Raw genomic sequence first — 7,216 nt, forward strand, 5'->3', positions numbered from 1 at the left:
CATCATCTCTTTTCTTTTAGGGATAGTTGTTTTGATGGTCTAGAGGGATACTTGAATGTCCCGCTGTCGCCCTTTGAGGTAGGCAGGAATCCCCCGGCTTTAGACGTGGTACAGTTCAAATATTAAAATATAACCCTAGTTGCAAAGGAGATTCATAGACGTGGTTGAACCGTTACTGTCTGGCATCGTGTTGGGTTTGGTTGTGGTAACTATAGCTGGTTTGTTTGTCGCCGCTTACCAGCAGTACAAGCGCGGGAATGATTTTGGTTTGTAAACCCATCGCCAATTCCTGACTAAAACAACAGCGATCGCCGCTTTCGGGTCCTGAACCTGGCAGAGGCGATCGCTGTTTTAATTTAGGGTATTCCAAAAAATAAATCATTCCTATTCAGTTTTTAAAGGAGTAGGGTGGGCATTGCCCACATAGCTGTTCGGTGGCTTCACCACCCTACAATTGCTATTTTATTTTTTGGAGTTCCCTTAATGACTCATCGGATAACCCGATGAATGTGACTGTCGTATTGCTGTAACGCCGTTCCCGAAGGATTTCCAGGGTGGGAATGGGTTCAATGGTGAGGCGATCGCGGCGATGTTCCACTGCTATTTCCCCATCCGGTGCCAGGAGTTCATACTGGGCGATCGCCGCCAACACAGGTTGATAGAGACTGCTGGCATAAGGCGGATCGAAATACATCCGGTCAAATTGGCGACCCTGCAAAGATTTTAACCGCGCCATCAGATCACCGCGCAGAATTTCCACCGTTTGATCCCCTTGCTTCACCCGTTGCAAATTTTCCCGAATAATCGCCAATGCACGAGGGGACTGTTCCATTGCCACAACTTCTACAGCACCTCGGCATAAAGCCTCTGCACTCATCGTACCGGCACCCGCACATAAATCCAACCAGCGACAGCCACTAATACTCCCTTGCCAAACATTAAACACCGCTTCGCGCACCCGTGCCGCAGTCGGTCGAGTTTGCTCACCGGATAAAGTTTTCAGTAACCGATTACCATAAATTCTAAGACTCATAATAGTTAGGATAGTTGATTCAGGTCTAACCCGAATATCTGGAGGAAAAAGTATGGTAAGAATTTCACAGAACCCCACCGGAGAACCCCTAACGACAACCCCGGAATTAGGCGATGTAGAGGATATCCCATCCCTTATTTTACCGAATATCCGTTGGCAAACCTACGAAGCACTTTTATTGGACTTAAAAGATACTGGTAGGGTGAGGGTTGCCTATGACCAAGGAACGTTAGAAATTATGACTCCATCACAAGAGCATGAAAGCTACAGTTTATCAATCCATGATTGTATTGTCGTTTTGGCAGACGAGTTAAACCTGAATTTGATGAATTTAGGCTCTACAACCTTAAAAAAAGAAGATATTCAGCGCGGATTAGAACCGGATCAATGCTACTACATTCAAAATGAGCCTCGGGTGAGAAGTAAACTCAAAATTGACCTGAGCATAAACCCGCCGCCGGATTTGGTAATTGAGGTGGATATCACGAGTGGATCGCTGAATAAATTTCCGATTTATCAATCCTTAAAAATTCCCGAAATTTGGCGCTACCGGCGCAGAGGTTTGGAAATCTTTGAATTGCAGAGTGAGGAATACCTACAGCGGGATTTCAGTCCGACCTTCTCACCGATTGCCGTTACGACTGCGATTCCTGAATTTATTCAGAAAAGCCGCAGCATTGGACAAATAGCAGCATTGCGAGCCTTGAGAACTTGGGTGAAAGAGCAATTGCAGAATCATGAATAAGGGAGAAAAAATGGTCAAAACTCAAATTGAACTCCCGAGAGAGAAAATAGAGGCATTTTGTCAACAGTGGAAAATCACTGAATTTGCCTTGTTTGGTTCAGTCTTACGGGAGGATTTTCGACCGGATAGCGATATTGATGTCCTGGTGACTTTTGCACCAGATGCTCATTGGAGTTTGCTAGATTGTGTCCGCATGGAGCAAGAATTAGAAACAATTTTTGGTCGAGAAGTGGACTGTGTTGATAAGGAGGCGATCGCCCAAAGTCCGAATTGGATTCGACGCCAAGAAATTTTAGGTACTGCGGAGGTTTTTTATGTTGCGAGATAATGCATCACTCTTAGATATCGCTAGATTTTCTGGATTAATTTTAGAATTCACGGAAAGCATGAATCAAGATGAATTTAATGGGGATATTAAAACCCAAGCCGCAGTTCTGTATTATCTGACAATAATCGGGGAAGCTGTCAAACGAATATCAATGGAATTTCGCAATCAGCATCCGGAAATTGCCTGGAAAGAAATTGCCGGAATGAGAGATAAAGTCACTCATCAATATGACCGGGTGAAGTTAGAGGTAGTTTGGCAGGCAGTCCAATTGGATATTCCTGAACTGCTAGAAAAAATCACCCCGTTACTCCCCATAGAGGAGGAGTAAGAATAGGAAGTGATAGCCTTTTTGTTAATTGTGTTATTCAGGAGTGACAGAAGGCTATCCACTTTATTGATTTATGGCAAACCGGAGACTTTATTCTAGGTTTCTATCTTGACACTCCTACCGATCGCGATAAGATTGCCTTAAATACAATCCAATCGTTAGAAATAACAGGACTAAAAAGCCCAGCAGATAAAAATTTGATAAATGAGTGGATTGTTTCAAGGCGACTCGAATCATTTCCCACCAAAGTAAAATTACCATGACTTCAGTTTTCATCCACAGCAAAACATGACGGGCGATTTGATATTGATTCTGTAAGTTTTCTGGGGTGATTGGGACAGGATAATTAAAGGGATTAGGAAAAAAATTAGTAATCGTCATGGCTAGATAACTGATGAATCCGATGCCGGGAATTAACCAAAAAGTTAGTTTAGGTCCCCATAAGTCGGGTTCGCCAGATTTGCAACTCAAATAATAAAAGCCTCAATGACAGGTTGCTTTTGATTGTCTCTCATTGACATTTTATTCAGGGTTTCAAAAAATGATAAATTAACGGTTGATTATCAAAATTTTCATAAATATTGGCTATTTTTTCAGCAAATCCTTTAAAATTGATAGAAATACTCGTTCAGGAACTCGATCCATGAAAATTCCTAGTTCAGGGACCCCCCGGTTGTGGCAAAAAATACAGTGGGTGATGAATCCAGTGGGATATATGGAAACCCATGCTCGACGTGATCCCGACCTATTTCAGGGGGAGGTTGTCGGGTTGGGGGATACCCTTGTCTTCGTTTCTCATCCCCAAGCCATTCAATACATTTTAACCCATGACAACAAGCAGTTAAGCACCCCAGGAAAGGTGAATGGAATTGTGGAACCTTTGCTGGGAGAGTATTCGGTGATTATGTTAGAGGGCGATCGCCACCGTCGTCAGCGACAATTATTGATGCCTCCTTTTCATGGCGATCGCATGAAATCTTACGGCGAAATGATTCGCGAAATTGCTACAACTGTCCTGAGTCAAGTGCCAAATTCACAGCCTTTTACTGCTCGTTCTGTGATGTCTCAAATCTCATCAGAAGTAATGCTAAAAACTGTCTTTGGGTTAGATAAAACCGGAGAAAATTATCAGGAATTAAAACATCTAATGACTTCCATGTTAGATGTTTTTAACAGTCCTGCTGCTTCGGGTTTACTGTTTTTTAAGCAATTGCAAGTAGATTTAGGCCGATGGAGTCCTTGGGGATATTTTCTGAGGATTCGAGAAAAAATTGATAAATTACTCTATGCAGAAATTGCTAATCGCCGTCAACAAGACTTGAGCGATCGCCTCGATATCCTTTCCCTGTTAATGTCAGCGCGGGATGCCGAAGGTGAAGCAATGACCGATAAAGAATTACGGGATGAATTGCTGACCTTATTGTTTGCGGGGTACGAAACAACTGCCAGCGCCATGTCCTGGGCCTTATATTGGGTTCATGCTCTTCCAGATGTCAAAAATCGTCTCCGTGAAGAAATAGCAAGTCTCGGGGATAATCCCGCACCGATGGATATTTTTGGCCTACCTTATTTGACCGCAGTTTGTAATGAAGTTCTCCGACTTTATCCGGTAGCGATGTTAACCTTCCCCCGGCGCGTCGAAGAACCGATGGATTTATTAGGATATTCCCTCGAAGTCGGAACTGATTTAGTGGGATGTATTTATCTGCTTCATCACCGAGAAGATTTATATCCTGATTCCTATAACTTTAAGCCAGAACGATTCTTAGAACGGCAATTTTCTCCCTACGAATTTATGCCCTTTGGTGGGGGTAAACGCCGCTGCATTGGAGCCGCATTAGCGGCCTATGAAATGAAGTTAGTGTTAGCCACCATTTTATCGGATTATGATTTGAAGTTAGCAGAAAATGGTCCCATTAAACCCCAGCGCCGAGGTATTACTTTATCACCGGCTGGAGGAATTAAAATGATTAAGGTTGCCGATCGCACCCGAACCGAGAAACCCCAGTTAACCTCTGTCCGTTAGAAAAAGTCAGACGCACCCGACCCTTAATCCAGCAGAAAAAAAAAGAGGGGGATGGAAACAGAATCCCCACTCCCCCTCCCTCTGATATAGCCGGATGTTCAGCCATTTTCTACCTAAGAAATAGGGGGATGGAAAACTAGGGAGGACTGGAAACCAGGCGATCGCCTCGCCATGACTCAATACTCCCACAAAAAAATTCTGATAGGCGTTGTCAAATCATCCTGATGTCAGTTTTAAAAAATGTTCTATACTGTACCCTTAATTCTGAACTTCAAGGAGACTCATCATGGACCTTTTTAATAGAATCATCCCCGATGGATTTTTTGACTTCTTACCCGGTGTCGGCAACGATGACCAAGAGGAAACAGAGGCGGCACGAGATATTGCCACTAAAGCTGCCAGATTTATCACTCTGGGACCTACAGGTTTTGTCCTGAGTTCTGTGTTTTCCCGGGTGATTGGAAATATTGATGTCAATCAAGTGGGTTCGCAATTTCTCAACCGCGTCAATCAATTGATTGAGTCCAATCAAACGGCAGCTAATTCGGCTCAGTTCCTCAACTCAGTGGTTGGAGACATTCGTGATTTTGTCAACAGCAATGAAATTATTCAGCGATTTTCTTTAACTCAAATCACTGATTTTGTCAAGACTAATTTGATTGAAAATACCACGGTTCAGCAAGGGTTTTCTGACCTGATTAATCGGTCGGCTCAAGGCAGTCAATTAGGGCGGTTTGTGGATGCAGATGCTGCCAGTAACTTAATTGAAATTGCTTTAGACGATATTAATTGGCCGGGAGGATTGCGGGGTCTGGAGGGAGAGGACCGCATTATTGGCAGTAGCGGTTCCGATGTCGCCAATGGCAACCAAGGAAACGACACCCTCTTTGGGGGAGAAGGGGATGATTTTCTCCGGGGTGGCAAAGATAATGATTTGCTCGATGGAGGCACCGGCAATGATATCCTGAATGGCAATTTAGGCAATGATACAATTCGTGGCGGTACAGGGGATGACTTAATTCGCGGGGGCCAAGGAAATGATGTTTTATATGGCGATGAAGGCCGAGATATTCTAATTGGAGATATGGGTTCGGACTTTCTTTATGGCGGTGCCGATGCCGATGATTTTATCTTACGGGCGGATGTTGCCGGGACCGATGCCGCGAGTGCCGATCGCATTTTAGATTTTAATGCTGCCGAAGGCGATCGGATTAAATTAGTCAATGTGGCTGATCTCTCTAACATCATCCTCGGCGCGGTTGATATTAATACCGACGGGATTGGAGATACCGCCATCATCGATTCCAATAACCGAGTCTTGGGTGTCGTGATGAATGTGGATGTTTCTGAGTTTAACTTACTCGATTATATTCAGGTAGTCAGTGCGGAAGATTTAGGGATTGATTTACTCGGATAGACTTGAACCCGCACCCTAAAGGGTGGGGCGTTTGCGGACAAAGCCCGTGCTTCGACCCTTCGACCCCCTTCGACAAGCTCAGGACAGGCTTCGACCCTTCGACCCTTCGACCCCCTTCGACAAGCTCAGGACAGGCTTCGACCCTTCGACCCTTCGACCCTTCGACCCTTCGACCCTTCGACCCTTCGACGGGGCTCAGGACAGGCGGGGCTCAGGACAGGCGGGGCTCAGGACAGGCGGGGCTCAGGACAGGCGGGGCTCAGGACAGGCCTGCGCGGCGTCAAAGCGAAAACCGACTTTTACCAACCGGATTTGGTATAACTCCCCCCTGGGTAAAACCCGGGGAGAGGTCTTGACAGTCAGGTACTATCCGTCCTAAAACTTTTGTAACTCTTCTTGTAAAGCACGGTAGCGCAGATACTGCTGCTGGAGGTCGTAGAGATAATCCTCCCACTGGAATGGAGAATTCAGAATGGATAAGTAAATCTCTCGGATTTGCTTCACATACTCGGCAGCACTCTGATAGTTCGTGCGGTTTTTCTTTTGAATATAGTGATGTACCACTTGCTCATACAGGCCGATCGCCCCCTCTGGATGAGAAGATTTCACCCGGTAGGCGATCGCCTGTTTCATGGCGACTGGACAACCCGGGGCCTGGGCCAAGGAAATCGCCGCATCCCACTTGTGTTCCTTTAAGTATATTTCAGCGAGAACTTCAGCATCATCCCGGGCGAACAGATGCATCTGGCGTTGGCAGTCTGACCAACAATTTAACTCCGTTGCCATCGACTTTAAATGGTCGTATAATTCGATGCAAAGACCGTCAATTCGTAACCACAGCAGCAAAATTCGATACAGATTCGGGCGATCGCCTCGCTGATAATAATACTCTATGAGTTCAGTTAGCAGCTCATTTGTATAAAAGCAATTCTGAGCATATAAATCAGCCCAATCCTCTAGGTTCTCTTCAGTTTTGGGCGTATGTTCTGCAATCCACCGTTCTAAAATCGCAATGGACCTGGGGATATCCCCCTGCACTTCCTGCATATAATTCGCCAGCATTAAATATTGCTCAGGGGTTTCCAGATTTTCCTCATATAACCGGATAAAGTTGTCGTTATCCCCCAGAATGCGATACCCATCCATCACCCACTCTCGGCTATTCTTTTCCAAACCACAACTTTCTAACGTGGCGATCGCATAGCGTAACTCATCCTCCGTAGAACAGAGGGTATCCATCGATTCCTTCAGGACCATATCCAGTTCCTCATTCAGGAACATCGGCCAATCGAATGCCGCAATCAGCGAATTCAGATATACCTGCTTCTGTGGCATCTCC

9 protein-coding genes are annotated in these 7,216 nt (G+C 45.1%); 6 read left to right on the plus strand and 3 right to left on the minus strand.

Going from position 1 to position 7,216, the window contains the following annotated elements; all coding sequences use genetic code 11:
- Positions 1-160: 160 nt before the first annotated feature.
- A complete protein-coding gene (gene petG, locus J0895_RS10155) occupies positions 161-274 on the plus strand; it encodes a cytochrome b6-f complex subunit V (RefSeq protein WP_207087985.1) in 114 nt (37 codons plus the stop codon).
- A gap of 183 nt (positions 275-457) precedes the next feature.
- Here petG and rsmD read toward each other — a convergent pair whose 3' ends face one another.
- The gene (gene rsmD, locus J0895_RS10160; protein WP_207087986.1) at positions 458-1,033 is read right to left on the minus strand and encodes a 16S rRNA (guanine(966)-N(2))-methyltransferase RsmD; all 576 of its coding nucleotides are present in this window, start codon (positions 1,031-1,033) and stop codon (positions 458-460) included.
- 52 nt (positions 1,034-1,085) lie between these two features.
- On the opposite strand from rsmD, the gene J0895_RS10165 reads away from it, so the two are divergent.
- The 3 genes from J0895_RS10165 to J0895_RS10175 are packed head-to-tail and all read left to right on the plus strand — an operon-like array spanning position 1,086 to position 2,434.
- Positions 1,086-1,778 carry a Uma2 family endonuclease gene (locus tag J0895_RS10165; protein ID WP_207087987.1) on the plus strand — a complete coding sequence of 231 codons (693 nt, stop codon included), beginning with the start codon at positions 1,086-1,088 and terminating at the stop codon, positions 1,776-1,778.
- Positions 1,771-2,106 carry a nucleotidyltransferase family protein gene (locus J0895_RS10170; RefSeq protein ID WP_340643490.1) on the plus strand — a complete coding sequence of 112 codons (336 nt, stop codon included), beginning with the start codon at positions 1,771-1,773 and terminating at the stop codon, positions 2,104-2,106. The genes J0895_RS10165 and J0895_RS10170 overlap by 8 nt, the downstream gene beginning before the upstream one ends.
- Positions 2,093-2,434, plus strand: coding sequence for a HepT-like ribonuclease domain-containing protein (locus J0895_RS10175; RefSeq protein WP_207087988.1), 342 nt, complete (start codon positions 2,093-2,095; stop codon positions 2,432-2,434). The genes J0895_RS10170 and J0895_RS10175 overlap by 14 nt, the downstream gene beginning before the upstream one ends.
- A gap of 117 nt (positions 2,435-2,551) precedes the next feature.
- Here J0895_RS10175 and J0895_RS10180 read toward each other — a convergent pair whose 3' ends face one another.
- On the minus strand, positions 2,552-2,905 hold the full coding sequence (locus J0895_RS10180; RefSeq protein WP_207087989.1) for a hypothetical protein: 354 nt from the start codon (positions 2,903-2,905) through the stop codon (positions 2,552-2,554).
- Positions 2,906-3,077: 172 nt separating this feature from the next.
- Between J0895_RS10180 and J0895_RS10185 the strand changes: the two genes are divergently transcribed.
- Positions 3,078-4,460, plus strand: a complete 1,383-nt coding sequence (locus J0895_RS10185; protein ID WP_207087990.1) for a cytochrome P450 — start codon at positions 3,078-3,080, stop codon at positions 4,458-4,460.
- 286 nt (positions 4,461-4,746) lie between these two features.
- Positions 4,747-5,877, plus strand: coding sequence for a calcium-binding protein (locus tag J0895_RS10190; RefSeq protein ID WP_207087991.1), 1,131 nt, complete (start codon positions 4,747-4,749; stop codon positions 5,875-5,877).
- A gap of 375 nt (positions 5,878-6,252) precedes the next feature.
- Here J0895_RS10190 and J0895_RS10195 read toward each other — a convergent pair.
- On the minus strand, positions 6,253-7,216 hold a 964-nt coding region (locus J0895_RS10195), incomplete at its 5' end, for a tetratricopeptide repeat protein (RefSeq protein ID WP_207087992.1).

The organism is Phormidium pseudopriestleyi FRX01 (assembly GCF_017313335.1).
Taxonomy (GTDB): Bacteria; Cyanobacteriota; Cyanobacteriia; order Cyanobacteriales; family Laspinemataceae; genus Laspinema; species Laspinema pseudopriestleyi.